Genomic DNA, 26,035 nt, shown 5'->3' with positions numbered 1-26,035 from the left:
TTATTTGCGTGCACGACCGCCTTTTCTTGCAGCGGTCTCTTCTTCCTCAACACGCCCCTTCGGAGCAGTTGGAGCCATCTCTTCTTTGCCCTTTTTCTTGATTCGACCGTTCGTGATTTCCTCAATAGTCTGTTTTCTTCCAATTTCTATGGGCATATCAATCTCCTCCTTAATCCTTCCTTGCATACTCTGGCACCGGCACGCCTAACTCTTCTTCACGGCCGGCGACATATTTCTCAGGATTTCGTCGAAACTCTTGAGCGCATTCAAGCGCGCCAAAGTAATAATAACGACCCTTATATTCCTCAACTTCAGGGTACTCCACATCTTCGAGATCTTCACCACATACGGGATCGCGCACCATAAAATGCTCACGCTCCTTCTGCCGAGTCCGGCAAAAATCTTATTGACAAAAAACATCGAAATTTAAACTCGTATGACCACCAACCAAAAAGCAACGCATTACCAATTTTCTCTAGCTTTCCTAGAACCTAGGTTTGACCATGCGTCAAAGCTTTTGATAGAATCAAGTAATGCCCACCATGCCTATAGCCTGAAAGCCTTGGGGAGGTACAAATGAGACTTCCGCGTTTGGTACTCTTGCTGTTTCTGTTATTTTTCTGCTTCAGCCCATCCGTATGTTCACAAAACTCTCTTCTAATGTCATTTCGATATCCGCCAAAGGAATTCAGCCCTATTCCCATTTGGTGGTGGAGTGGGGACAAAATCACAGAAGAGCGGCTTGCCTGGCAGATGGAAAAAATGGTTGAGGGGCATATTTATAACGCAATAATCCTAAATCTATATCCAACTTCAGACGACCCGCCATATTTTTCTCCTAGATGGTGGGAACTAATGGATTTCACCCTCCGCAAAGCTGATGAACTTGGCATGAAAATATGGTTTTATGATGGCCTGGGCTTCGCTGAATCGGACATTCAAAACCGTCTGATGGGAACAAACGCTGAGTTTAAGGCAGAATATCTAGCTTGTGAATCAACCGACGTGACCGAAGGAAAAGCGGCTGAGCTAAAGCTGCCGGCTGGCAGGTTTATTGCCGCCTGTGCGGCACCAATACTAGAAAATTCATCGCTTGGAGAACCAAAAGATTTGTCTGCAGAGTTTAAGGGTGGAGTGCTAAAGTGGACGCCATTAGCCGGAAGCTGGCGCGTAATGCTCTTCTATGCAATGCCTTCGTCAAGGTTCGACTACTCAAATGCGATTGCATGCAGCAAGTTAATCGATAGCATTCATGGCGAGTATGAGCGCCGATATGCCCGCTATCTTGGTAAAACTATTCCTGGCAGCTTTCAGGATGAGCTGCCACCACTACCCCACTGGTCAAAAACTTTCCTCGTTGAGTTTCAGAAGCGCAAGGGATACGATTTAACACCGCACCTTCCAGCGCTTTTTTATGACTGCGGCCCAAAGACAGCCAAGTACCGCATAGACTACCGCGATGTAATAGCAAGCATGTGCGAAGACGCCTTCTTCAAACCGCTCTTTGAGTGGCACGAGAAGCATGGGATGATATGCGGCATGGACCAGTTTATCCGCAATGCAGACCCCATCAACGCTCAGATTTATTACCACGACTACTTCCGCACCATGAGATGGTTCGGCGCCCCTGGCCAGGATCAGCATGGTGATGCTAGACCTCATGCCTCAATTGCCCATTTATATGGAAGACCCCGTGTATGGCTGGAAGGCTTCTATAATTCAGGCTGGGGGCAGACCCTAGAAGAACTTGCCCAACTTGTAAACATTTGGTACGTCCGCGGTGCGAATTTATATGATCCCCATGCCTGGTACTATAGCACTGCTGGCGGATGGTGGGAATGGGCGCCGCCTTGCACCTCGTTCCGTCAACCATACTGGAGGCATTACAAATACTTTGCTGATTATGTTGCACGCCTTAGTTTCTTGCTTAGTCAGGGGAGGCATGTTTGCGACATCGCGGTGCTCTACCCTTCTACAACCATCCATGCTGAGATGACGGTAGAGGACAACATTTCCGATTCTGCTGGGAAAACAGCTCAAAGGTTCTGGCAGACCGTCCAATCGCTCGATAAAGATAAACGAGACTTCGACTGGATAGATGAAGATAGCCTCCAGAGAGCTGTATGCGCGAATGGAAGACTGAATGTAAGCTCTGAAAGCTACCGAGTGTTGATTCTACCCCGCGCACTTTATTTAAAAACTTCAAGCGCCAAGAAAATAGAGGAGTTCGCGCGATCCGGTGGGCTGGTTCTCGTTGTGGATAATGCCCCAATTGGGTCAGCCGAAAGCGGTAGGGATGACCCCGAGATACAAAGTCTTTTTGCAAAGCTTATAGACCAAGGTTTGGTGACAATGCTCTCATATCCTGGAATAATCCCCGAGACGCTCGAGGTACTGTTACCGCGGGACCACTCGCCGAACATTCGCTGTACACACCGAGCTGTAGGCGATATTCACTTCTATTTTGTTTTGCCGGAGAGCGCTGGCCCCTGGAAGATTACACTCTCAGCAAAGGGACAGCCAGAGGTTTGGGACCCATACACTGGCAACGTATACCCGGTAACCGACTATTCGATTACAGATGCTGGAACAGAGATGACCTTTAATTTTGACCTATCGCCAGCTTTCTTCATAGTAATCAACCCCAAAGCCACCGCAAACGAAGGGAAAAACCTTTTAACTAATAACTCCCAACAATCAACGGCGCCTCAGTCTCCCATTCTTCAATTTCCAGACGAGTGGGATTTCCGGATTTATCCAACGCTGGACAATAGGTGGGGCGACTTTCGTCTTCCAGCTTCGAAAGGGATGATGCCTGTCGAAGTTCGGGACTTCCGCTATACAGATGACCCCAAAAACGAGGGGCTCAAGGCAGGATGGCATAAGAGCAACTTCGACGATTCCAAATGGGCCCGTGCGGTATACACCTTTGGACCATACTGGAATATGTCCGATCCGATTAGGATGTCAAGCCTCGACGAACTTGAAAAGCCCATGCCACCAGAGGAATGGCACGCCAACTCACCAAACTGGCGAGCTGTGGTTTATTCACGCCAGCTTGGCATTGAAAAAGACCCAATTCACCTCACTACGCTCGGCCCTAAATCCAGAGTTCCAGCGGATTTTGCTCTGGTAAAATTTGACGAGGTTATCTCCGCCCGATACCTGTCCACATTCGTCTACTCGCCCAAGGCACGCTCGGCAACTTTGTATGTAAGCAGCCAATTCCCAAAGAGGGTATGGCTAAACGGCTCTCTTGTCATCAATCAGCCTGCCAACAAACCTCCTGTCTTTTCTGCACGAGTGAAGTTAATGAAAGGCTGGAATAAAGTTTTGATAAAGCTTGCGCATGATGGGGCCGCCACTGAGCGTCTTTCATTCTCGATATCAGATGAAAACATGCCATCTGCGAAATGGATTTGGGCGGCAAAGCCTGAAGCACCGATAGTCTACTTCCGTAAAGTGCTAGAAGTGCCCTATCAGCCAAAGGAATCTTCCATAAACATCACGTGTGATAACGGTTATGAACTGTATGTGAATGGGAAGCTGATTGGCAGAGAAGTGGGATACGACCAATCGTATTGGCAAACTGCCGAGCACTTCTCGATTCCTCTGCGCAAAGGCAAGAACATCATCGCCGTTAAGGCGATAAACCTCGGAGGCCCAGGAGGCCTTGTTGCATGGGGCGAGGTGAAATCCGCCTCCAACAAACGACTTCCTCTTGCAACTAATGAGACATGGGAGTTCTCGACGCGGTGGGAACCAGGATGGACGACAAAGAAGGCACTGACCGGTTGGCTTCCAGCAAAGTGCCTCGGCAGTCTCGACAATTCACAATGGGGGAAAGTTTTCGCTCAGCCTGCTTCACAGAATCTCAAGCAATGCCCAGCCATGCCGAATTTCGACTTACCGGGCACAATTTACGACCCCAACCCGACTTATGCTCCCTATGCTTGGTATAGATTCAAACTCCCGCCTGGCACAATCGCAATTCGCCCTTCGGTATCAGTCCCATATGAAATATATGTCAATGGCAATCGGCAGGTAATTGGAAAAGATGGGGTAGTCAGGCTCAAATCACCAGTTAGCGGAGGAGTATGCGCAATTCGAGCGAAGCAGAAGCCGGGGCTCAAGGCGGGAGCTATCTTCTCTAAGCCGATACAATTCGAGTGCGCACCCGGAAAGATTACCCTAGGCTCGTGGCATGAGAAAGGATTGTCCACATACTCAGGCATTGGGGTCTACAGCAGAACATTCAATCTACCAGGGGAATACGTAGGCAAGCCGCTAATACTCGACCTCGGCGAGGTAAGAGGGACGGCCGAAGTGCGAATTAATGGCAAGCAAGCAGGCGTTCGGATATGGAAGCCCTATCGCTTCGAAATCGGCAACCTCGTAAGAGCTGGCGACAACAAAGTAGAAATAATCGTAACCAATACTCTGGGCCCGCATTATCGTATTGCGATGCCAACGCCATACGTCTACCCAGGGCAGGAAATCTCCGGCATCCTAGGCCCTGTTAGCTTAATGCAAAGGGAAAACAATATTAAACTGCCCAATTAATTTGAAAAATCAACTAATGGGTTTGGCCGCCAGCACAATTCAACAAATTATTTTTAGAAAACTCCGTAATTGATTTTCTAAAGCAATTATGGTAGAATACTCACGTCATTGTGCGGAGAGATGGCTGAGTGGACGAAAGCGGCCGCCTGCTAAGCGGTTGTGGGGCTGTTAAGGCTCCACCCCGGGTTCGAATCCCGGTCTCTCCGCCATTTAGAAAAAAGAATTCCCCGCCGGGCGAGGACGTTCTGCGCAACCAATCTGAGATAAGTATATAAAAACTTGAGATCTTCTTTCTGCTTAGGCTTTCGGGGCACTGCATCAGCAGAGTCTCACCCTTTAATTTGCTTATAAAATTGATTTGAGCTTCTTAGGCGCACAATGCCTTTTTCATCCCTCAATAATCGCCGCGCTTATGCAAAGCAAAAAACTGGTAACCTTACTTATAATAAGCATGGTGGAGGAACTTTTCGTACGTTCCGACAATCTAATGTAGAGGACTAACTCAATTTATATAAAAGGGGATTAAGAGCCATATGCCGTCGAGAATAGCGGCTACTTGCGCAATTATCCTTGCTATCACTCAAGCGGTTTTTGGGAAAAGCCTGTCCGGCGATGAATATATTGCCCTGAGGAGATCACTTGGGGCAAATCTCGTCATCTTTTCATCTGCAAAAGCGAACCCATGCTCGCACATTGGGAAAATTTTTGAGCTTACAGGTACGGTCAACGGCTATGCCAGCGGTGGAAGCACTGCCAGCTTCGTTCTAAATTTCTCCGGGGACTCCGTGGTTATTTCCGCCTCTGAGCTCCCCGACTGCATTTCGAACGGAAACACCATTCGCGTGCTGGTAAAAATCGCCAATGGTTCGGTTGCAAGTCTATCTGACCTACAGTTAATCGCCGCCGCCTACGATTACGACGTCACAAAACGCGAGAAAGAACTTGCCTCGAGAACGCAAAAGACCGAAACTACCCCTGTAATTCAAAAAAAGCAAACACCAAAAACAACTACCACCAGGCTAAAGAGAGGCACCGCTTTGTCGAGCCGAGCCATGCAGGTGTTTGACGCTTACCGCAATGCCATTAAGCGCTTCAATCCTCGGCTTAGTTCCCAACAGCTCGATACGATTACTGCCAGCATTCTAGCCTTCAGCGAGCATTATGGGATAGACCCAAGGTTGATTGTTGCCCTCATACTAGCCGAGTCGAACTTCCGGACGAACGCCACATCGCCAAAAGGGGCGATGGGACTTGCTCAGCTGATGCCTGGAACAGCGCGGGGTTTGGGAGTTTCAAACCCATATGACCCAGTTCAAAACATTGCTGGTTGTATCAAATTATTGCGCGGCCATCTTGACAAACACGGCGACCTCAGACTGGCACTCGCTTGCTATAACGCTGGTGCGGGGGCGGTAAAGAAATACGGCGGCATTCCGCCTTACCGAGAAACCCAAAACTACGTCCGCAAGGTCACCGAAATCTACCGCCTATTGTGCGGCAAGTAAGCCCTTTCAAGCTTTTGAAGGCGAAACTTCCTTCATCCAGCTATTTAGTCTTGTAAATAATCAAAACAGTATAGCTGTAGAAATCATGAACCCCCGCAGGGCCAAACTCGGTGGTTGATACACTAACTATTGCATCGTCATCAAGCTGACTTAGTAGGCTATTTACCTGTTCGTGGATTTTTGGAAGCTTATCAACCGAATTTGCATGCAATATCTGGGCTTTTAGCAACCTCATCCCTCCTGGCTATAAATACAATATTCATCTATATCTTCTTTGTTACCGTCGGAATTCCCTCTTTGCGCTTGTCCGCCATGTTTCAATTCCAGCTTCTATGTGGAATGATGTAGATGGAGAGAAAAAAGGTGAGGAACACAATAGCAATGCCTTTAAACTTTCAAATAGAAAGCGAAAACGCCCTACTTCGAATTAATCTGTCGGGCGAAATGACATACGAGTTCCTACAAGACGCGAGTCAAAAGATTTTAAACGTCGTCAAAGACCAAAAAGGCCCCGTTTTGTTGGATCTCAGCGGCGTAACATATATTTCCGAAGACGGTTTGGCTCTGCTGGTCTCTTTATACCGTGATGCAGTAAGCCGAGGAGCAACAATTTATCTCGAAGGCGCAAAAGAAGCGGTTGCAGACCGAATCAAGCGTTGTGGAATTGACCAATTCCTCAAGCCAAGACCTTCTCACTAATTCCCAAAACATCTAACAGCATGACCTGACTCGGCAATTCCCTATTGCACACTGAGTAAATAAAGCATAAGCGGAATAGAGGCAATGCTTAGAAGGGTTGTCAAGAATATCACACCTGCAACAAAACGAGCATTCGCGCCAAATTTAGAGGCAATAACGCAGGTCATTATTGCGCTTGGCATTCCGGCTTCGACAACTGTAACCTGGTGCATCACCCCACTCAAGCCACCACTTCTTGCGGCATAATAAGTGATAACTGGCAGAACTACTAACTTTAAGACGCAGGTCACTGCCACAGGCAAAGCTAGTCCCCTCAAAGACCTTCCACTAAGCGATAATCCCAGAGAAATCATGACCAGCGGGACCGTACCTGCAGCAAGATACCTGACAGCTTCTAGTAGCGGATTTGGAAGCGAGATTGGCCTAATGATTAGCGCTATTGGAATAGAAAGCATGGAAGGAAGAGTAAAAACTCTCAGCAGCTGTTCCCGGTCTACCCGCCTTCCCGCAAATCCGGCAGCAATTAACGCGCCAAGGGTATAAAGTGGCAGTGCCATGGCAAGCTCATCATAAAGGGCGGCGGTCACAAGAGCAGCTTTCTCTCTAAAAGCCGCCTGAACCAGTGGGTAGCCCAAAAAGCCCGTATTTCCGAAGCCACTTGCAATAATCATGCCCCCAAGCGTCGGACGGTCAAGCCCCATTGCCCGCCCAACAATATATGCAATCCCAAGGACAACAAGAATCATGGCAAAGCCTATGATAGGAACCTTTGCGATGGATAAGGGAATTGGCTGGCGGTAGCTGTATATAGCATCAAAGATGAAGGCAGGAAGGGTAATGTAGACGACCACAGTGTTTAACAGGTCAGCATCCTGGTCTCGAAGGAGTTTAACCTTCTTCGCTCCGTATCCAACGGAAAGGAGAAGAAAAATAGATAAAACTGTTCCGGTTGCGCTCACGACCTGCCGACTCGCACTTCCTTACTAGCTGCACTGCCCCTGCGGCGGCAATCAAGCGCCGCTTTCACCAATCCTGCAAATAGAGGATGTGCCCGATTGGGCCTGGATTTGAACTCCGGGTGAAACTGCGTGGCTATGAAGAAGGGATGGTCCGGCAACTCTATAATTTCAACCAGCCGATTGTCAGGCGAGACTCCACTGAAAACCATTCCAGCCTCTGCCAACTGGTCGCGATATGCGTTATTTACCTCAAATCTATGCCTATGGCGTTCATAAACTAGCTCGTCCCTATAAATCTTCCATGCAAGCGTACCCTCAGCAATTCGGCAAGGGTAAATCCCCAGCCTCATTGTGCCGCCCTTGCTTACCACACCCTTTTGTTCGGGAAGCAAATGAATTACAGGATGTATGCATTCTGGGTCGATTTCCTCAGTATTTGCCTCTGCGAGCCCACACTTATGTCTAGCATATTCGATGACAGCCATCTGAAGACCATAGCATAAACCAAGGAAGGGCACGTTGTTCTCGCGAACGTAGCGGATTGCTTCTATCTTGCCTTCCGTGCCGCGAGCCCCAAAGCCACCCGCAACTACCACGGCATCCACGTCCTTTAGCAGTTCTTCCGCACCTTTGCCCTCAATTTCTTCGGAGTCAATCCACTTTACGTCAACACCAGTTTCGTTGGCTATCCCACCATGTTTGATGGCCTCTCCTATGCTAATATATGCATCTCCGTTGGCAACATATTTGCCAACAACGGCTATTGTGGTTCGGCGTTTTGGATGCTTGAGGATATCAACAATTCTCTGCCACTCAGCCAACTGCGGTTCGCCATTATGAAGACCAAGCCTTTTAATGACCTGTTTAGCCAAACCTTCCGCCTCGAATTTGAGCGGCACTTCGTATATGCATTCTGTGTCTAATGCCTCAATAATCGCTTCCTTGTCCACATCACAGAACAGGGATATTTTTTCCTTCATCTCCTCACTTAGTGGCACCTTCGACCTGCAGACTAGAATATCTGGCTGGATGCCCATTTCGCGCAGCCTGGCAACGCTGTGTTGAGTTGGCTTGGTTTTGACTTCGCCCCATGGCCCGACAAAAGGTATGAGTGTGACATGTATATAAAGGACATTTTCAGGGCCGGCATCCTTTTTAAACTGGCGGATTGCCTCTAGAAAAGGCTGACCTTCGATGTCACCAACCGTGCCGCCTAATTCAACAACCGCCACGTCAGCACCAGCCTCAAGCGGCGCATTCCTTATACGTTCCTTGATCTCGTCGGTAATATGGGGGATGACCTGGACAGTAGCACCAAGATAATCGCCTCGGCGCTCCTTTTGAATTACCGCATTGTAGATGCTGCCAGTAGTAACATTTGACTCACGTGTTAGGTCCACGTCTACAAACCGCTCATAATGCCCTAAATCCAAATCGGTCTCTGCGCCGTCGTTAGTAACAAAGACTTCGCCATGCTGGAAAGGGTTCATTGTGCCCGCGTCAACATTTATATAAGGGTCAATTTTCTGCATGGTTACTTTGAACCCGCGGTTTTTCAGCAATCTACCCAACGAAGCCGCTGTTATACCCTTGCCGATGGATGAAACAACGCCGCCCGTCACAAATATGTACTTTATCACTGCGTCATCCCCCTGTTGCACAAACGGTAGTCTAAATTAGTACTTCAACATTACTATGGTGGTCTCCTTTGGAAGCGACCCTTTTGTTATTTGAATCTTTTCCTTGTGCTCGATATTTTTCCAACCCCTCAGAAATTCATCCGCGGTTTCAAGGTTGAGCTTCAGGTCTGGCGTTTTGAAATGCATGGGTATGACCATCTTAGGCTTAAGCTGGGCAACAACTTTTTTCGCCTGATTACCATCAATCGTGTACACAGAGCCAACCGGAATCATCAATACGTCCACTTTCCCAATTTCCTTCACTTGATCAGAAGTCAGCAAATGCCCCAGGTCACCAAGGTGGCAAATTCTTACACCTTCAAGCTCAACCACACGCACAGTATTTTTGCCGCGCTGCCGCCCACCCGATGGGTCGTGGTCTGTAAGGATTGATTTGTAGGAAATAAAACTCTTACCAACTTTGATCTTGCCAGAGTCGCAAGCTTTGCCTTCTAGAGGACCTATTACTTTGGGACTGCCTTTAAGCACGTTTATTGCGTTGTGGTCAAAATGACTATGGCTTACAAACACAACGTCAGCTTCTACCCTGGGTACTTTATAACCCAAACCCTCACCAAAAGGATCAAATACGATGTTCGTTCCTGCCAATGCGGTAACCAGGAAACATGCGTGTCCCAACCATTTAATCACAACTCCTGCAATCATGTCCTTACCCCCCTTGGTCCCCACTCTTTAAAATATGATATGGTTTACCTAATCAGTAAGTTCCCTTTTCCCAACTTCACAGCTGAACGAATTAGCTCGAAAACAAAATTTTTCGAAAATTGGGCAGCCGTCAATACATCATCTCCCATGGCAATCCTTGCCGCCAACGCCGCAGAGAACGCGCACCCTGTCCCGTGAACTGGGGGCCCTGCCAAACGAACGCCAGAAAGCTCCACAAAATTGCTGCCATCAAATAAGATGTCAACTGGCTCCCCCTCCAAATGCCCACCTTTTGCAAGCACATATTGGCAACCCATTTTGTATATCTCCACTGCTGCTGCCTTCAAATCAGCGAGAGTTTTAACTGTCATCCCTGAGAGTATTTCCGCCTCCCTGACGTTTGGCGTAACAACAAGGGCAAACGGTATGAGCTCCCGCCTTAAACGCTCTACCCCTTTGGTTGCTATAAGCGCCGTTCCGTCCTTTGCAGCAATCAGCGGGTCAACAACTACATTTGGAATATTTCTCCTGCGAATTCGCTTTGCAACAACGCTAATAGTTTGACTGCTAAATAACATTCCTATTTTGCAAGCATCAACGCCTATATCGCGAGTAACCGAATCAATTTGGGCGGCCACAATACGTGGCGCGATTTTCGCAATTTTCTGGATACCTAGCGTGTTTTGCGCGGTCACGGCTGTAACCACAGTCATGCCATACGCACCTAGGCGATTAAATACCTTAAGATCGAGCTGTATTCCTGCCCCTGCGCTCGAATCCGACCCGGCAATTGTTAAAACCCTAGGAATTCTTTCGTCCATGGCTCGCCATTACGTCAGAAACACGAAGGCACCTTTATTGTTTATCATCCAAGATACTGCAAGCTCTAGCTTCTGCCCTCACTGCATTGCCAAGAAAAAGTCTCAAGATTTCAGGAAGTGTCTTAACCACAAAGTCAGGCTTCATCTCTTTTGGTGCTAACTCTACGTCTTTCTCAGTTGATATGCCTGTAAGAACTAAGACGGTCGTAATGCCAAGCCTTTTTCCAACAAGGATATCTGTATCAAGCCTATCTCCAACAATCACGCTATTCTCAGGAGAAGCGCCAGCAACTTCGAAAAGCTTTCGCACTGCATATGTCTCCGGCTTTCCAATTACTCGCGGGGTGACCCCGGCCGCTGCCTCCACTGCCGCAACCATTGCTCCCGCCCCAGGGATGACCTGCCCTCCTTCTAGCGGGTAAGTTGCATCCCTATTAGTGGCAATAAACTCAGCGCCACCTCGTATCGCCCAAAGCGCTTTCGTAATCTTTTCGTAGTTAAATCCTTTGTCCCAACCAACCACAACATAGTCGGCTTTCTCTTCGGGTATGTTCTCCACAATACGCATGCCAGCTTCGATTAGAACCTGTCGGAGTCCCGGCTCACCAATTAGGTAAATTGACTTACCCTTTGCACCATGCTCACAAAAATATAGGGCAGTTGCGTATCCTGACGTCATTATTTGCGCTTTATCAACTAGGATGCCCATGCGACGGAGCTTGTCAACATACTGCTCCCGGGTCTTAGTGGAATTGTTGGTGAAGAAGTATACCTGGTGGCCAAACCGCCTCAAGGTTTCGATGGTCTCCGCCACCCCAGGTAGGAGTTGCTCGCCGCGGTAGATGACACCGTCGAGGTCGAAAACAAATGTACGTTGACGCAAAACCAGCCTCTCAAAACGATGCTTAATTATTGTAACACACCCTCTTGACAGGAGTCAAACAAAGAGGGGCGGGCCCATGATGGACCTGCCCCAATTGTCTGCTTCATTAAATACTGCTTAGTACATGTCCTCGCCGTATCCGCCCCCGGGAGGCCCAGCAGGTGCTGGCTTCTTCTCGGGCTTCTCGGCAACGAGTCCCTCGGTCGTGAGAATCATTGAGGCAATGCTTGCCGCATTCTCCAATGCCGAGCGGGTCACCTTCACCGGATCAACAATGCCAGCCTTTGTCAGGTCAACATATTGCTCGGTCAACGCGTCTAGGCCATGGCCCTTCGGTAGGGTTTTGACCTTCTCAACGACGACCGAACCCTCAAGGCCGGCGTTCTCAGCGATCTGGCGGAGCGGCTCTTCGAGTGCTCTGCGCACGATGTTGACGCCCACTTTCTCATCTGGGTCGGTACCCAAACCCTCGAGCGCAGGAATGACATTAATCAGCGTTGCACCGCCGCCAGGGACAATGCCCTCTTCGACCGCCGCCCTAGTCGCGGAAAGAGCGTCCTCAAAGCGATGCTTCTTCTCTTTTAGCTCGGTCTCGGTCGCAGCACCTACCTTAATCACAGCAACGCCACCGGCAAGCTTTGCAAGCCGCTCTTGAAGCTTCTCCTTATCATAGGATGACTCGGTAGTCTCAATTTGGCGGCGTATTTGCTCAATCCTGCCCTTGACTGCCTCTGGGCTTCCGGCACCTTCAACTATAGTTGTGTCTTCCTTGGTAACTATAACTTTCTTCGCCTGGCCCAACATTGAGAGGTCAACATTCTCAAGCTTCAGACCAAGGTCCTCCGAGATGAACTTGCCGTTTGTAAGGATGGCTATGTCCTCCAGCATTGCCTTGCGTCTGTCACCAAAGCCAGGCGCCTTCACTGCAACAGTCTGCAAGGTGCCGCGAATCTTATTGACAACCAGAGTCGCTAGCGCATCACCATCTACGTCCTCAGCGATTATTACCAGCGGTTTGCGAGCGCTTGCAACCTTCTCAAGTAGCGGGATTAGATCGGCTGCGGCGCTTATCTTCTTCTCATGGATAAGGATTAGCGGATCCTCAAGGACGGCCTCCATCCTCTCCGCATCGGTGACGAAGTATGGAGAGATGTATCCTTTGTCAAATTGCATACCTTCTACGACTTCCAATGTCGTCCCGGTGCCTTTTGACTCCTCAACTGTAATTACGCCATCCTTTCCCACCTTATCCATTGCATCAGCAATTATCTCGCCAATTTCCTTGTCATTTCCGGCGATTGATGCAACGCTTGCAACTGACTCTCTGTCAGTCACTGGCGTACTCAGCTTTTTGATTTCCTCAACGGCCTTAGCAACCGCAAGCTCAATCCCCTTCTTGACCATCATGGGGTTGCCACCTGCTGCCACATAGCGAAGACCTTCGTTCACTATCGCCTGCGCAAGAACAGTAGCGGTTGTTGTTCCATCGCCTGCGACATCGTTTGTCTTCGATGCGACTTCACGAACAAGCTGAGCACCCATGTTCTCATAAGGGTCCTCTAGCTCAATCTCTTTGGCGACAGTAACTCCATCTTTGGTGATTGTTGGGGCGCCCCATTTCTTATCGAGTACTACGTTGCGGCCTTTTGGGCCAAGTGTAACCTTAACTGCAGATGCCACTGCATTTGCGCCACGCTCGAGTGCTCGTCTTGCCTCCTCACTGTAGGCTATCATTTTTGCAGCCATGCTCACGTTCCTCCTTTTCTCATGACTAGTAGTGCATATTTTTAATGTGTCTCTAGGAAGAAGAAACTATTTTGAATGTTAGGAAAAAAATTTGCTTTCAGAATCTAGCTTTATCTTCTTCCTCCTTGCAATTTCAAAACATTCTTAGGCTCGAATTGCAAGTATGGAATCCTCATCTAGGATTATGTAATCCTCACCTTCGACGGTTACCTCGGTGCCTCCGTATTTCGAATAGATGACGGTGTCACCCTCCTTTACTGTCATGGGCTTCCTTTCGCCATTTTCCAGAATTTTCCCGGGTCCAACGGCAATCACTGTGCCCTCCTGCGGCTTCTCTTTGGCAGTATCTGGTAGGATGATGCCACCTGAGGTCTTCTCCTCTTCAGCCTTGGGTTTCACGATCACTTTATCACCAATGGGTTTTAACATCGAACAAATCACCTCCTAATTTAAAAACAGTGAGTTATTAGCACTCAAATAACTTAAGTGCTAATGGGCAACCAGTATTTATATCAGGACTTGACAAATTTGTCAAGCTAGCAATATGAACTTTCTTTGAAATATTTTCCCTTCCACCTCCGTTAATAAACCTGCTCTCGTAGCCTTTAAAGAAGCGATTCCCCCAGAAACCCTAAATATTTTGCTTTTAAAGATTTCATCGCGCTACTGCTCACCTCATAGAGAGTTTGCTCGTCTAAACTTTGGATTTCACATAAAATTGCTTCAAACTTCTGAATTAACGCTTTCTGAACGGTTGCCAGTATTGAAATCAGATGCAGTTACAAGGTATAATGACGTTGCTAGTTCAGAAACTTACCCACGAAAAAAATCCCATGCGTCATTCGATTCTTTCGATATCACTGATAGTTCTAACTTTGACTGCGGTGACGACAGCCGCCCAAGCCGAAACAGTGCCAGAAAAGCTTTCGGTCGCGGATGCTGTTAAGCTTGCTCTAACTGCAAATGTGAACTTAAAGAGCGCAAAATCAAACCAGTTAACAGCTCTTTCAAGGCTACGTGTGGCAGAACTACTTACTTCCTATTCTGTGGGAGCAAACACCAGCTTCGAGCGGATGCCTGGCGAGTCGGAGCTTTCTAATTCCATATTTGGAAGCCTTGGCTATGAAAATATGATGGGGACAGAGGCATCCTTGAACATATCCCCATTTGCTTCGGGCAATGAATCGAGCACGGTAGATTTATCAATTCGCCACCCATTAACTAGACGCAAGGGTCCTCTATCCCCAAAGGCAGATAAAGTTTTAACGGCCCAAAGCGAAATGATTATTCAAGACAAGGAGCTTTACCGAACTCAGCAGTCAACCGTGCTTGATGTAATTCGAGCGTACTTCAAAGCAATCGAGGCACGCGAGCAAGTTAAAGTCCAAGAAAAAGCTCTTGAACTTGTGGAGCAATCGGCAAGATTCGCCAAACGGCGGGAAGAGGCCGGATTTGCAAGAGGCATCGACGTATATAGAGCAGAAGTTCAAGTTCAGCAGACTCGTGAGCGATTAAACAGCCAACGCGAAGCAGCAAAGGCAGCCATCGACCGCTTAATGCTAGCAATCGGTGTTGGCATTGGCAAAACCCCCGAGCTTATCGACCCAGTGCCAGAGGTCAACCCTGAAGTTCCCACACTTGAGGAAGCCATTGCGCAGGCTCTCAAGAATCGCGTCGAGCTATCAGTTTATGATGAGCGTCTAGCAACTCAGCAACGAAGGCTTGCCATTGCCAAAGAAGAATTTCGACCTGGCCTTGATATTTTCACAAGATTCCGCTCCTCAAATGCCGATAGAGGCGTTTTCTCATCATCCTTATTCGACCTTGGTACTACTACTATTGGGCTTGAGCTTCGATTGCCTCTAGACAAACGAGCGATTAAAGAGGAACAAGCAATTGTCGAACGTGAGCTCAACATATTAAACGAAGAACGTGCCTTTCAGATGGAGCGAATCGCCGAAGAAGTTCGCAGTGCATATCGTGCGCTTGAATCTACAGCTACCTCACTTGAAATACTAACCACAAACTTAGAAGTTGCAAAACAAAACCTTCATATTGCTGAGAGGATGGTAGAGGAAGGCGAAGGTGACAACCGAGATGTTTTGAGTGCACAAGAAGCGCTCACCCATGCGGAGATGGGGATTATCTCCGCCAAAATCGACTTGTATCTAGCAACGTTAGAACTCAAATACGCTATGGGAGAGGATCTTACAAAGATAGGTTCAAAATGAAAGAGCAGATAAAAATTTGGGGAAGCCGTGTTCTTGGGTTAGCAATCATTGTCTTTGCAATACAGCACTGGGGAGTGCCTCTTTACCGACAGTACTTTGCCCCGAAAAAGGTAGAAGTCTATATCCCTACCACTAGGGTAAAACAAGGCCTATTCACAATTAGCTTTCCAGCCATAGGAACCCTAGAAGCAGAGAAGTCGGTTGCAGTTACCGCTGGCATAAGCGGCAAGATCATTTACCTTATTAACGATGGTGCAATGGTCTCTCAAGGTGACCTAATAGCACTCCTGGATAGTAAAGACATTGAGCGCGAGATTCGTACTAAAAAATTGGAAGCAAGGAACGCAGAGGCGGAAGTAATGCGGGCTCAAGCAGAGTTGCAACTTCTCCAAGAAGCAAACAAGACCGACCTTATGCAAGCCCAGGCCCAGCTTGACTTCGACAAGAACGAACTAAAGCTTGCAAAAGACGAGCTTGCAAAAATGGAGCGACTTCTTGCTGAAAAGCTCGTGACAGGCGAACAGGTTGAGCAGGCAAGAGGCGAGGTTCGCTCTAAGGAGCTTGCCGTCATGAAAGGCGAGGCCCAACTTGAATTAAAGAAAAAAGAATGCGAGTCCAAAGAAAAGCAAAAAATGGCAGACGTTAAAAATGTGGAGTTTCGCAAGGGCTTAGCTGATGAAGCGCTGGCAGAAGCAGAAGATGACCGAGAAAAAACTCGCATTAGAGCGCCGGCGGCTGGTTTAGTTGTTTTGACAGAAGATTGGATGGGAGACGGCCGCCGCAAGCTTCAAGAAGGAGACGATGTAAGGCCCCAACAAACAATTTGCCGCTTGCCTGACCTATCTAAAATGATGGTGAAAGTTCGCGTAGGCGAAGCTGACGCTCCAAGAGTACGCCTTGACATGCCCGTACTTATTCGGCTTGAGGCTGTGCCGAATAAAGTCTTCCACGGCCGAGTCGTTAGCATATCGAGTCTTGCTACTGAGCTATCGCCATGGGAAGGCGGCACGCCAGGAAAAAAGGACTTTGAGGTTAAAGTTTCCGTAAAAGAGAATAATCCCCGCCTTATCAAACCTGGCATGACTGCAAACCTAGAATTTATAGTAGACCAAATTAAGAATGCTATTTACATCCCGATTGAAGCGGTAGTCGAGCAGGGGAACAAAACGTTTGTCTACGTTAAATCAGGTGGCAAATTCACCCGCGTTCCCATAAAAACCGGCAAGTATAATGACAATTTTGTCTGCGTCACCAAGGGATTGAAAAAAGGACAGGTAATTGCCCTCCGTGATCCAACCCGAGAGCTTGAGTTACAAGAGGCAGGCAGCACAGCGCCAGGCGTGACTAAACAAGAGCCCACAGCACCGCCAGTTCCAAAAGCGAAAAAGGAGTAATATGGGAATCCTTGCAGCGATCCACACCGGTCTCACAGAGCTACTCTCCCATAAGTTACGCTCAATCCTCACAATGCTGGGCGTAATCTTCGGAGTAGCCGCAGTAATTGCCATGGTTTCCATTGGGGAGGGAGCAAAGCAAGAAGCCCTTGAGCAAATTCGTTTAATGGGTATTGACGTCGTCCACGTAAGACGGGCTCTGATATCTGGCGAGCTATTAGAAAAAGCGCAGGAACGTTCGCCATATGGATTAAAATACTCCGATACAGAAAGCATCAGGGAAGTTTGCGACTATGCCAAGCACGTTGTACCTCTTCGAGAGGTTTTCGCCGACGTCAAGATTGGCGATAAACCTGTTCCTGTTAAAATAGTAGGCACAACTCCCGAGTATATATACGTAACACGCACCAAACTCCAGACAGGGCGCTTTCTTAACAATATAGATATACGAGAAAATCGCCCGGTCTGCGTGCTGGGAGCGGCCGCTAGGAGGGAGCTTTTCGGATTCGACGACCCAATTGGCAAGAACATCAAGATAGGAAGACGATTGTTTCGCGTAGTCGGTCTAATGGAGCCCAAAGAAGTAGGGGCGGCTAAAGCATTTGCAGCCCTCCGAGATTTAAATTCAGACGTTTACATTCCGATTACTATTTCTCTCATTGACTTTAAGATTAGCTCTCAGGAAGCAGTGCCATCGGACTATATCTTACTGCGACAGCTCTCCAGAAGGCTGATGGCACGCCCAAATAAGGCAGACAACCCAATTACAGAAATCATAATTCAAGTGGAAAACGATGCCGCCACTGTGCCAACTGCTTCTGTTATCCGTTCTGTGCTTCACCGCCAACATCGCGGAATTCGCGACTATGAGATTATCATACCTGCAGAACTACTCCGCCAAAGCCAGCAAACTCAGCGAATATTTAATATTGTTATGGCAGCCATCGCAAGCATCTCGCTACTCGTCGGTGGTATTGGAATTATGAATATTATGCTCGCTACCGTTACTCAGCGAACGCGCGAGATTGGAATCAGGCGGTGCATTGGAGCAACTAGATGGGACATTATCCGCCAATTTATGCTAGAAGCTCTGGTTATCACCTGTGCAGGCGGATTGATTGGCGTATTTCTAGGAATCGGGGGCGCGCGAGCCATATCAGTTTATGCTAATTGGAACACTGTTGTATCCATGCAGGCAATCATTGTCTCTTTTGGCGTCTCAGCAATGGTGGGGGTTATCTTTGGGATGTACCCAGCTATCAGAGCGGCTATGGTAGACCCGATAGAAGCACTCCGCTACTCTTAAAAGCAATATAAGTTTAAACCTTAGGTTTAAGAATCAATGCCGCTAATCATAATTCAAAATCTAGTAAAAACATACAGAATTGGTAGCGTAGAAATACCTGCTCTGCGAGGAGTTTCATTTAAAATCGACCGGGGCGAGTTTGTAGCAATAATGGGACCCTCTGGATCCGGCAAGTCTACACTGCTTAACATAATTGGCTGCCTTGACCGGCCGACGTCGGGAACGTACATCCTTGATGGGCAAGACGTAAGCAAGTTGAGCGATGCGTCACGCGCGGCAATTCGAAATAGGAAGATAGGCTTCGTATTTCAGAGCTTTAACCTTCTGCCTCGTCTTACAGCGCTCGATAATACCCTGTTGCCATTGATGTACGCTGGACGCCGGCGCGACAGCAAATTGGGGCGAAGAATTCTCGAATCGGTGGGATTGGGTGGCAGAATACGGCATACACCGATGCAATTATCTGGTGGGGAACAACAGCGAGTAGCTATTGCAAGAGCGCTCGTCAACGACCCGCCCTTAATTCTTGGCGACGAACCGACTGGAAATCTAGACACCGCTACAGGCATCGAAATTATGGCGATTTTTCAACGCCTAAACGAACAAGGAAGGACGGTTGTAATAGTCACCCACGAGCATGACATCGCTCGATATTGCAAGCGCATACTTCGCTTCCGCGACGGCCTACTTGAATCCGACGAGCCAGTCAACGACCAAATTATAATCGAACCCCGCGGAGTCTCCATATAAAAGCAAGCCTTAGGTTTCTATTCATAATTGCCATCGAATCAGGCTAGGAGCCAACCTATGGTAGCTGCTGCCAAGTGAACTTTCAACCGCTGTCCGGGCAGGACAATACAACAAATTTGTTGAAACGGGGTTTTAAAATAAAGTTGAATATTTTGGAGGCGATATGATGAATCTAATGCTAATTCTTAGCCTATCGGTTTTGATATCAATAGCGGTGCCTGCCACTGCTCTAGACGAGTTTATAATCAGTTATTGGTGCGGACCGTTGCCCAATGATAATTTAGATGCCCGATACGCCGAAGTCGCCGAGTGCAATTTCACGCACGCAATGCCACCATGCGCAGGAGTCACAGTTGAGCAGAACAAGGCAATACTTGATGCTTGTGCAAAGCATGGGCTCAAATATATCATTCCTGATGCACGCATCCTGGCAAAAGAGCCAAACGATCCAGATTTTACTTCTAACCTCGACGCAGTAATTGCAGATTACTCGAACCATCCAGCCACTGCAGGATACTTCATTACAGACGAACCGAACTCTTCTGCCTTCCCTAAGCTGGCGGCAATAAATCAATACCTAACAAAGAAAGACCCAAAGCACATGCCATTCATAAATCTTTTTCCAAACTACGCAAGCGAAGCGCAATTAGGTAATAAGACCTACGAAGAGCACGTCGAACAATTTTGCACCTTAGTCAAGCCCAGGATACTAAGCTATGACCATTACATCATGATGGCCTGCGATCCCGAAAATCCAACTAATTTGGGCAGTTTCTTCCATAATCTGGAAGTGGTGCGGGCTGCGGGGTTAAAATATGGCGTCCCCACCTGCTTCATAATGCTCGTCACACCGCATGGCCAATATAGAAACCCGACGGAAGACGACCTCCGCTGGCAGATTTACAATGCGCTTGCTTATGGATACAAGGCAATCCTATATTTCACTTACTGGACCCCCCACGATGAATTCTGGAACTTTCACAATGGAATTCTCGACGAAAAAGGCAATCGAACGGAACATTTCAATCAGTCAAAACGGATAAATGGCGAGCTAAAAGTTCTTGGCAAAGTGTTGGTCAAGCTAACGTCCACCGGGGTCTACCACTCAGGCGATGTGCCATCCGCATGCAAGCCACTTAGCCCCGACCTACCCATTAGCGTAACTTCAGAGCTACCCACTGTCTTGGGCATATTCCGTCATGAAGACGGCTCTACATGGGCAATGGTGGTCAACCGAAACCTAAGAAAGGATTCCACCGTTATTCTTTCATTTAAAGGCTCTATTAAGAATGTTGAAGAAATGAGCTCGAAAACAGGAGCCATGCATAAACTTAAGCTAGATAAGGGAAAAACAACCATACATCTTAGGCCCGGTGAGGGAAGGCTGCTAAAACTGCTGGCGAAATAGCTGTGCCACCAAAACTTTTTGAAATCGGTTTGACATAGAAGAACCCATATTCCTATAATGCCCATGAAAAATCCTCACTGGCCTGAAAGTCGAGGACCATAATGGAGCATGCACTAATAACTGGCGGGGCAGGGTTTCTTGGATCTCACCTATGTGACCTTCTACTTGAGAAGGGCTATGCAGTTACGGTGATGGATAATCTAATTACCGGAACTACGGATAATATCGTCCATCATCTTGGCAAAGAGAGTTTTTCATTCATAAAATACGACGTAACGGAATACCTTTTTCTAAAGGAAAAAGCAGACTTTGTTTTTCACTTCGCTTCACCTGCCAGCCCAATTGATTACCTACGATATCCAATTCAAACACTCAAGGTTGGCTCACTTGGCACCCATAAGACCCTAGGACTTGCTACCGCGCATAAAGCAAAGTACATCCTAGCGTCAACGTCGGAGGTTTATGGCGACCCACAAGTGCATCCTCAAACTGAAACTTACTGGGGCAACGTGAACCCAGTTGGCCCCAGAGGCGTTTATGACGAAGCCAAGCGGTTTGCAGAAGCAATGACAATGGCATACCACAATACACATAACGTGGACACGAAAATTGCTCGAATATTCAACACCTATGGCCCTCGCATGAGGAGAGACGACGGAAGGCTGGTTCCAACGCTCATTACCCAAGCTTTGAAAGGCGAGCCACTTACAATCTATGGCGACGGCAGGCAGACACGAAGCCTTTGTTATGTTTCAGACTTAATCGAGGGCATTTACCGACTCGCCCTGTCTGACGAGCACGAACCAGTCAACCTTGGTAATCCAGAGGAAATCACAGTCATTGACTTTGCTAACTTAGTTCTAAAGTTGACGGGAAGCAAATCCAAGATAACTTTCGCACCTCTACCTGCCGACGACCCTCGACAACGCCGCCCAGATATTTCCAAGGCAAAGCGCATTTTAAAATGGGAGCCGAAAGTAAGCCTTGAAGAAGGATTAGTAAAAACCATCGAATGGTTTTACTCAAAAATGAAAGAGGAAAGAACAATTTAACGCCCATGGAACCAATAGTTGCAATTACAAAGGCCCAGACCCCATACTCCAAAGATACAATACTCAAAGCTGTAAGACAAGCCCTAAATCTTATAAAATCGGACAATCTAATTCAAAGTGGGCAAACGGTCTTAATCAAACCTAATATTTTTGCCCCAAATCCTGCGCCAATGACAACCGACCCAAGGGTAGTGGTTGCGCTAATAAAAATTGCCCAAGAGGCGGGTGCCCGCGAAGTACTTGTAGGCGAGGGGAGGAGCATTTCTACCGCCAAATTCCGAAAGGCAAACAATACAACACGCGCTTGCTCCGAAGTGGTTGGCATGACTGCTGCAGTCGAGGCTGCAGGCGGAAAAATGGTTTTCTTTGACGAAGAAGAATGGCTTGAAACCGACGTCGTCGGAGGGCTTGTTTTAAACAAAGTTCGCATTCCGCGGCCAGTATTAGAAGCCGACGTCCTAATCAATGTGCCGGTCATGAAAATCCACAGCCTCACACTCGTAACACTCGGAATTAAGAACATGCACGGTGCAATCTCAGATGAGGACAAACTTTTCGGGCACAGCTATAACGAGCTCCCTTCCAAACTTACCGACTTCCTCCGAGTCAGAAAGCCAGACCTCACGGTCCTAGATGGCATTACGGCTCTAGAGGGTGACCATGCCGAAGAGGGCACGCCGGTGGACATGGGCATTATTGTAGCCTCACGCGATGTTGTCGCTTTAGATGCCGTTGCCTCCTCGGTAATGGGATTCGACCCAATGGAAATTGATACCACAAAGATTGCACACGAGCAGGGCCTCGGAATAGGTGACCTTTCCAAGATTACTGTAGCTGGAGAAAGTGTAGAGTCGGTCCGCAGGCATTTTGCCAGGCCGAATATTGCCTTTGATTCAGAGTTATTTCCTGGCTTGAAAATCATCGCCGGAGAATACTGTCGATCATGTCAATACTATATTCGAAGAGGCTTAGATAAGCTAGCCAAAGAAGGAATTTTCGATGGCAGCCGCGAGATTACTCTAATCCTCGGCAAGGAACCCCCTGTTCCTGAGAAGCTTCCTGGAAAAGTAATAATGCTCGGCGACTGTTGCCTTTCTTCGAAATCAATACGGCGCTTGAGGGACCATCTGCTCCTTGAAGGGCGGCTCGAAGCCGAGTATGCTTGCCCGCCAATGCGGTTCAGGATACGAGCTAAAGATATGGTAAGCTAGATGCAAAATACTTTTGCTCCAAAAAGCAACAATCATACAAAGAACAAAACATCTGTCGAACATTGAGCTACTTGTTGTAGCCACTCATATTTCGGACTATTTTTGCTGATACGCTTTGCACGCAAACTTTCTATTAGCTCCTGCAACAAACACAAATTGTTAACCTTCTCCACGATGGAGCGTATACATTTATGATGCATGCGGCAACGAATCAAGCCAGGGAGACCGACGAGGAACTGATGGCGAGGTTCCAAGCGGGCGATTCATCTGCCATGGAGGAGCTTTTCGCTAGGTTCCAAAAGCCATTGTTCAACTTCTTTTTCCGAATGGTGGGTTGTCGGGAGACTGCGGAAGATCTTGTTCAGGAAACATTCCTGAAAGTGTGTAGATTTGGACAGACCTTTCGCGGTTCAGATGCAAAGTTTACAACTTGGCTTTTTTCCGTTGCCGGAAACCAATGCCGAGATTATCTCAGGCATCGAGCAAGACGTCCTGAAACAATACTTGACGACAACATAGGACTAAATCACTCGGATAATCAAATAGAGCCTTACTTTGAAACAGGCAATTCATCTGTCGAAAATCACTTGATTCGAGTTGAGCTTCGGAATGCAATCGAAGAAGCAATAAACACACTTCCAGAAAAGGAGCGAACGGCAATCATCTTAAGAGAGTATCACGACATGGAATACAAAGAGATTGCCGATGTTCTCGGCTGCCCAATTGGAAGCGTGAAGGTATTAATCTTCCGCGCCAGGCAGAAGCTCAAGGAAAGACTAGGATACCTAAAGGCTCCTGCATAAACTGCCGAATGAGGTAATGGCAATGAGATGTAAAAAAGCTAGAATTCTGGCCTCTGCTGCAATAGACGGCGAGCTTTCGGAACGCGAAAAGCGCCTTCTGGAGCAACACTTTGCCGAATGTTCGGCATGCCGTGAAGAGCATACCACGCTTGTTGCTCTGCGCGAAACCATGGCGCTCTGGGAGGACGAGGAACCCTCGCCTTGGCTTGCAGAGAACTTCGCCTATAAACTAGAAAAGTTTCTGGCGGAGCAAGAGCGACCTGCCACCCGTAAGCCTCGTTGGGCTGTGGGAGCCGCCACGGCAGGACTTGTTGCGACACTGCTAGCGTTTGGCTTCTTTTTGATCAGCCGTCCTGAGCCGCCATCACTTCCAAACAAAAAGCCTGCTATTGTTCAGGCAACAAAGACTCCTACAAAACTGGAGACGGCAAATTCAGTCAAAGGTCAAAATCATACGGCAACAAAATCGCGTCCAGTACAGGCAACTGCTCAAAACACAAGAGAAGGCAAACACCATAAACCCAAAGTTGCTCAAACCATCATTGCCAAAAGGAGCCCACATCCCACCCTTGCTGAAGGCTTGCAAAATAAATCCGCAGACAAAATCTTTGAAGAAAAGCCATCGGAAGCTGAAATCTTACACAGCATTGTTGCCGCACAAAAATCACATGAAGAGGCAAGTGTAGTAGTCGCATCCAATCTAGGAGTAACGGGAATGACAATGAACGAGACCTTAGAAATATTGAGAGGTACCCTTCAAAAAACCGCTGATATTCTAGCAGAGCGAACAAATAGCGAAAACATAAATACGGCTGTAGAAAAAGGAGGCACACTGTGAGAAGCGGACGTTTCTCAACGTTAGCAATATTAAGCATATTAATTTCCGTTATTTCAATCACGGCCTTACATGCCGCCCCTGCAAAAAAAAGCATGCTTGAACAGCTTGAACTTCCGCTGTATCCAGGGGCAAAGACATTAAGAGAAATCAACTGGCCATCCGGCAAGGTGCTTGATGACCTAGCAAAGGAGTTCGGTCCCTTGTTCGGCCTCAAGGAGTTGAAACAGGTCAGTATCGTAATGACTAGAGTGGACGCAACCTCGGAGCCCGAGCAGATTTTGAAATTTTATGAACCCGCAATCACCAGCCAAGAATGGAAGACAATGGACAAAAGCCTTGCTCGCGACGAAGCAAGCGCAATATTGTTCCATGAGAACAAGGGGATACTAATTATTTTTGTTGGTCCACGCGTAGGGAAGAATCGAGATGTGAACATAACGCGGTTATTCGGAACCATGGACCCCTCAAAGATTGGCAATACCCAAGGCAAAATTCCAGAAATGCTTAAGAAAATGTCTCCTGAGGAACAAGGTGAAGAACCTGCGATTGAGGTCACCTCACGCTCCAGGATTCCAGCCGGGCAACCGATATCGGTTCCACCATCCGAAAAAGTACACATCAAATCCATAAGATCCGACTTGAACGTTCTTCTCGTCGAAGGAAACACCGTCGAAATCAGGGTCCTTGGCAGCACAGACGACATTGGAGAGCTCTCCCGCATAGATGAGCGCCTTGTATTGAATCTCGCCGCAAGGTTGGCTGTCGACCGTATATCTGTGCCGGCAGGTATACCGACTCTCTTCGAGCCAACGGAGGGCTCCATTACAATCGCTCCGTCAAAGCCTGTTAGACCAGCGCGACTCAGCGTTGTATCCATTGGCGCTCCAATCGCCTTAAAAGACTTCCCGCTGGTTGGCGGTGTGCATATGCTAAAATCAACCGGCGCTGAGATCGCCATTTCATTCTCGCGGGTTGAGACCGGCGAGATGGTCGTTGGTGCGACGGGTGACGACATTACTATCGAGCTACCCAAGAATGCCTCAGCAGAGATTACCGCCCAGGCAACCAAAGGCAGTGTCCAAAATTTAACATCAATTAAGCCGGAGATTGAGGATAAAGATAGGCTGAAGCTTATTTTAGGCTCAGGAAAGGCAAAGATATCCCTTGAAGCGGTTAATGGGGCTATTTATATTAAGACAACTGACTAATAAAAAATAGATGCGTTTTCCCAGTCGTTTAAACAAAAAAGCCTGCGAGCCCTGCCCACAGGCCAAGAAATGTGAAGGAGAAAAAGATGTTGCTTTCCAAGTAAAAATACTTGCAAAATTTGTGCCAATTCCTCGACTTTCATAGATTTGACCCAAAATTTTTACCAGGCAAGCGCTATCCCTTGCTCATGGTTAAAATAATTTCACAAAAAATATGCCTGCGGAAACGTCTCCGCAGGCAAAGGTAAGGAAGGAGAAAAAGATGTTTCTTTCCAAGCAAAAATACTTGCAAAATTTGTGCCAATTCCACCTC

The 26,035-nt window shown here is 47.7% G+C and carries 23 protein-coding genes and 1 tRNA gene; 14 read left to right on the top strand and 10 right to left on the bottom strand.

The window, feature by feature from the left end; all coding sequences use genetic code 11:
• A complete protein-coding gene (locus QHH26_09585) occupies nucleotides 1-156 on the bottom strand; it encodes a hypothetical protein (GenBank protein ID MDH7482205.1) in 156 nt (51 codons plus the stop codon).
• Between the two features lie 13 nt (nucleotides 157-169).
• On the bottom strand, nucleotides 170-364 hold the full coding sequence (locus QHH26_09580; protein ID MDH7482204.1) for a YHS domain-containing protein: 195 nt from the start codon (nucleotides 362-364) through the stop codon (nucleotides 170-172).
• Nucleotides 365-576: 212 nt separating this feature from the next.
• Between QHH26_09580 and QHH26_09575 the strand changes: the two genes are divergently transcribed.
• The 3 genes from QHH26_09575 (at nucleotide 577) to QHH26_09565 (ending at nucleotide 6,068) form a co-directional block, all read left to right on the top strand.
• Nucleotides 577-4,563 carry a glycosyl hydrolase gene (locus tag QHH26_09575; protein ID MDH7482203.1) on the top strand — a complete coding sequence of 1,329 codons (3,987 nt, stop codon included), beginning with the start codon at nucleotides 577-579 and terminating at the stop codon, nucleotides 4,561-4,563.
• 114 nt (nucleotides 4,564-4,677) lie between these two features.
• A tRNA-Ser gene (locus QHH26_09570) sits at nucleotides 4,678-4,772 on the top strand.
• Between the two features lie 324 nt (nucleotides 4,773-5,096).
• On the top strand, nucleotides 5,097-6,068 hold the full coding sequence (locus QHH26_09565) for a lytic transglycosylase domain-containing protein (protein ID MDH7482202.1): 972 nt from the start codon (nucleotides 5,097-5,099) through the stop codon (nucleotides 6,066-6,068).
• A 40-nt stretch (nucleotides 6,069-6,108) separates the two neighbouring features.
• Here QHH26_09565 and QHH26_09560 read toward each other — a convergent pair whose 3' ends face one another.
• Nucleotides 6,109-6,303 (bottom strand): hypothetical protein, encoded by a 195-nt coding sequence (locus QHH26_09560; protein ID MDH7482201.1) that lies wholly within the window; start codon nucleotides 6,301-6,303, stop codon nucleotides 6,109-6,111.
• 128 nt (nucleotides 6,304-6,431) lie between these two features.
• On the opposite strand from QHH26_09560, the gene QHH26_09555 reads away from it, so the two are divergent.
• Entirely contained in the window at nucleotides 6,432-6,767 is a 336-nt protein-coding gene (locus QHH26_09555; protein ID MDH7482200.1) for an STAS domain-containing protein, read from the top strand.
• A gap of 41 nt (nucleotides 6,768-6,808) precedes the next feature.
• Here the strand turns inward: QHH26_09555 and QHH26_09550 are convergent, their stop codons facing one another.
• From QHH26_09550 to groES, 7 genes are all read right to left on the bottom strand, one after another.
• Nucleotides 6,809-7,726, bottom strand: coding sequence for an AEC family transporter (locus QHH26_09550; GenBank protein MDH7482199.1), 918 nt, complete (start codon nucleotides 7,724-7,726; stop codon nucleotides 6,809-6,811).
• A complete protein-coding gene (locus QHH26_09545) occupies nucleotides 7,723-9,366 on the bottom strand; it encodes a CTP synthase (protein MDH7482198.1) in 1,644 nt (547 codons plus the stop codon). The genes QHH26_09550 and QHH26_09545 overlap by 4 nt, the downstream gene beginning before the upstream one ends.
• Before the next feature lie 36 nt (nucleotides 9,367-9,402).
• On the bottom strand, nucleotides 9,403-10,071 hold the full coding sequence (locus QHH26_09540; GenBank protein MDH7482197.1) for an MBL fold metallo-hydrolase: 669 nt from the start codon (nucleotides 10,069-10,071) through the stop codon (nucleotides 9,403-9,405).
• A gap of 44 nt (nucleotides 10,072-10,115) precedes the next feature.
• Entirely contained in the window at nucleotides 10,116-10,892 is a 777-nt protein-coding gene (gene thiD, locus QHH26_09535; protein MDH7482196.1) for a bifunctional hydroxymethylpyrimidine kinase/phosphomethylpyrimidine kinase, read from the bottom strand.
• Nucleotides 10,893-10,926: 34 nt separating this feature from the next.
• The gene (locus QHH26_09530; protein ID MDH7482195.1) at nucleotides 10,927-11,775 is read right to left on the bottom strand and encodes a phosphoglycolate/pyridoxal phosphate family phosphatase; all 849 of its coding nucleotides are present in this window, start codon (nucleotides 11,773-11,775) and stop codon (nucleotides 10,927-10,929) included.
• A gap of 117 nt (nucleotides 11,776-11,892) precedes the next feature.
• Nucleotides 11,893-13,521, bottom strand: coding sequence for a chaperonin GroEL (gene groL, locus QHH26_09525; protein ID MDH7482194.1), 1,629 nt, complete (start codon nucleotides 13,519-13,521; stop codon nucleotides 11,893-11,895).
• Nucleotides 13,522-13,665: 144 nt separating this feature from the next.
• Nucleotides 13,666-13,950, bottom strand: a complete 285-nt coding sequence (gene groES / locus QHH26_09520) for a co-chaperone GroES (protein MDH7482193.1) — start codon at nucleotides 13,948-13,950, stop codon at nucleotides 13,666-13,668.
• A 362-nt stretch (nucleotides 13,951-14,312) separates the two neighbouring features.
• On the opposite strand from groES, the gene QHH26_09515 reads away from it, so the two are divergent.
• From QHH26_09515 to QHH26_09470, 10 genes are all read left to right on the top strand, one after another.
• Nucleotides 14,313-15,752: a TolC family protein gene (locus tag QHH26_09515; GenBank protein ID MDH7482192.1), complete on the top strand. Its 1,440-nt coding sequence runs from the start codon at nucleotides 14,313-14,315 to the stop codon at nucleotides 15,750-15,752.
• A complete protein-coding gene (locus QHH26_09510) occupies nucleotides 15,749-17,146 on the top strand; it encodes an efflux RND transporter periplasmic adaptor subunit (GenBank protein ID MDH7482191.1) in 1,398 nt (465 codons plus the stop codon). The genes QHH26_09515 and QHH26_09510 overlap by 4 nt, the downstream gene beginning before the upstream one ends.
• A 1-nt stretch (nucleotide 17,147) precedes the next feature.
• Nucleotides 17,148-18,452, top strand: a complete 1,305-nt coding sequence (locus QHH26_09505) for an ABC transporter permease (protein ID MDH7482190.1) — start codon at nucleotides 17,148-17,150, stop codon at nucleotides 18,450-18,452.
• A 36-nt stretch (nucleotides 18,453-18,488) separates the two neighbouring features.
• Nucleotides 18,489-19,202: an ABC transporter ATP-binding protein gene (locus QHH26_09500; protein ID MDH7482189.1), complete on the top strand. Its 714-nt coding sequence runs from the start codon at nucleotides 18,489-18,491 to the stop codon at nucleotides 19,200-19,202.
• A gap of 163 nt (nucleotides 19,203-19,365) precedes the next feature.
• A complete protein-coding gene (locus QHH26_09495; protein ID MDH7482188.1) occupies nucleotides 19,366-20,610 on the top strand; it encodes a hypothetical protein in 1,245 nt (414 codons plus the stop codon).
• A gap of 101 nt (nucleotides 20,611-20,711) precedes the next feature.
• Nucleotides 20,712-21,662, top strand: a complete 951-nt coding sequence (locus QHH26_09490) for an SDR family oxidoreductase (protein ID MDH7482187.1) — start codon at nucleotides 20,712-20,714, stop codon at nucleotides 21,660-21,662.
• Between the two features lie 5 nt (nucleotides 21,663-21,667).
• Nucleotides 21,668-22,873, top strand: coding sequence for a DUF362 domain-containing protein (locus QHH26_09485; protein ID MDH7482186.1), 1,206 nt, complete (start codon nucleotides 21,668-21,670; stop codon nucleotides 22,871-22,873).
• Nucleotides 22,874-23,064: 191 nt separating this feature from the next.
• A complete protein-coding gene (locus QHH26_09480) occupies nucleotides 23,065-23,676 on the top strand; it encodes an RNA polymerase sigma factor (protein MDH7482185.1) in 612 nt (203 codons plus the stop codon).
• A gap of 22 nt (nucleotides 23,677-23,698) precedes the next feature.
• Nucleotides 23,699-24,514 (top strand): zf-HC2 domain-containing protein, encoded by an 816-nt coding sequence (locus QHH26_09475; protein MDH7482184.1) that lies wholly within the window; start codon nucleotides 23,699-23,701, stop codon nucleotides 24,512-24,514.
• Entirely contained in the window at nucleotides 24,511-25,722 is a 1,212-nt protein-coding gene (locus QHH26_09470; GenBank protein ID MDH7482183.1) for a hypothetical protein, read from the top strand. Before QHH26_09475 ends, QHH26_09470 begins: the two co-directional genes overlap by 4 nt.
• The last annotated feature ends 313 nt before the right edge of the window (nucleotides 25,723-26,035 follow it).

It is taken from the genome of Armatimonadota bacterium, from assembly GCA_029907255.1.
Classification (GTDB): Bacteria; Armatimonadota; UBA5829; order DTJY01; family DTJY01; genus JAIMAU01.
The sequence above is the reverse complement of the archived record's forward strand: the minus strand, read 5'-3'. Positions and strand labels throughout refer to the sequence as shown.

Coding starts and splice junctions, on each gene's coding strand:
- QHH26_09515 (MDH7482192.1), top strand. CDS start 14,313: ATGACGTTGCTAGTTCAGAAACTTACCCACGAAAAAAATCCCATGCGT.
- QHH26_09560 (MDH7482201.1), bottom strand. CDS start 6,303: ATGAGGTTGCTAAAAGCCCAGATATTGCATGCAAATTCGGTTGATAAG.
- QHH26_09495 (MDH7482188.1), top strand. CDS start 19,366: ATGATGAATCTAATGCTAATTCTTAGCCTATCGGTTTTGATATCAATA.
- QHH26_09490 (MDH7482187.1), top strand. CDS start 20,712: ATGGAGCATGCACTAATAACTGGCGGGGCAGGGTTTCTTGGATCTCAC.
- QHH26_09585 (MDH7482205.1), bottom strand. CDS start 156: ATGCCCATAGAAATTGGAAGAAAACAGACTATTGAGGAAATCACGAAC.
- QHH26_09510 (MDH7482191.1), top strand. CDS start 15,749: ATGAAAGAGCAGATAAAAATTTGGGGAAGCCGTGTTCTTGGGTTAGCA.
- QHH26_09575 (MDH7482203.1), top strand. CDS start 577: ATGAGACTTCCGCGTTTGGTACTCTTGCTGTTTCTGTTATTTTTCTGC.
- groL (MDH7482194.1), bottom strand. CDS start 13,521: ATGGCTGCAAAAATGATAGCCTACAGTGAGGAGGCAAGACGAGCACTC.
- QHH26_09580 (MDH7482204.1), bottom strand. CDS start 364: ATGGTGCGCGATCCCGTATGTGGTGAAGATCTCGAAGATGTGGAGTAC.
- QHH26_09565 (MDH7482202.1), top strand. CDS start 5,097: ATGCCGTCGAGAATAGCGGCTACTTGCGCAATTATCCTTGCTATCACT.
- QHH26_09505 (MDH7482190.1), top strand. CDS start 17,148: ATGGGAATCCTTGCAGCGATCCACACCGGTCTCACAGAGCTACTCTCC.
- groES (MDH7482193.1), bottom strand. CDS start 13,950: ATGTTAAAACCCATTGGTGATAAAGTGATCGTGAAACCCAAGGCTGAA.
- QHH26_09475 (MDH7482184.1), top strand. CDS start 23,699: ATGAGATGTAAAAAAGCTAGAATTCTGGCCTCTGCTGCAATAGACGGC.
- QHH26_09480 (MDH7482185.1), top strand. CDS start 23,065: ATGATGCATGCGGCAACGAATCAAGCCAGGGAGACCGACGAGGAACTG.
- QHH26_09500 (MDH7482189.1), top strand. CDS start 18,489: ATGCCGCTAATCATAATTCAAAATCTAGTAAAAACATACAGAATTGGT.
- QHH26_09540 (MDH7482197.1), bottom strand. CDS start 10,071: ATGATTGCAGGAGTTGTGATTAAATGGTTGGGACACGCATGTTTCCTG.
- QHH26_09485 (MDH7482186.1), top strand. CDS start 21,668: ATGGAACCAATAGTTGCAATTACAAAGGCCCAGACCCCATACTCCAAA.
- thiD (MDH7482196.1), bottom strand. CDS start 10,892: ATGGACGAAAGAATTCCTAGGGTTTTAACAATTGCCGGGTCGGATTCG.